Source organism: Pseudoalteromonas sp. P1-13-1a, assembly GCF_001401875.1.
Classification (GTDB): domain Bacteria; phylum Pseudomonadota; class Gammaproteobacteria; order Enterobacterales; family Alteromonadaceae; genus Pseudoalteromonas.
In genome coordinates this window covers 1-220 of the sequence record NZ_LKDV01000150.1, presented here as the reverse complement: position 1 = coordinate 220, position 220 = coordinate 1, and the positions used below count along the sequence as shown (strand labels likewise).

Genomic DNA, 220 nt, shown 5'->3' with positions numbered 1-220 from the left:
GGAGGGGTTCCCGAGCGGCCAAAGGGATCAGACTGTAAATCTGACGGCTCAGCCTTCGCTGGTTCGAATCCAGCTCCCTCCACCACTTTTCTTACCGCTAAGTTAAGTGGGGCCAAATGTAACAAAATAGTGTGGAGGGGTTCCCGAGCGGCCAAAGGGATCAGACTGTAAATCTGACGGCTCAGCCTTCGCTGGTTCGAATCCAGCTCCCTCCACCACT

2 tRNA genes are annotated in these 220 nt (G+C 55.0%); both read left to right on the top strand.

The annotated features are described in order from the left end of the window. Positions 1–85 (top strand) — tRNA-Tyr (locus AN391_RS20215). Positions 86–133: 48 nt separating this feature from the next. Next, positions 134–218, top strand: a tRNA-Tyr gene (locus tag AN391_RS20210). Positions 219–220: the final 2 nt, after the last annotated feature.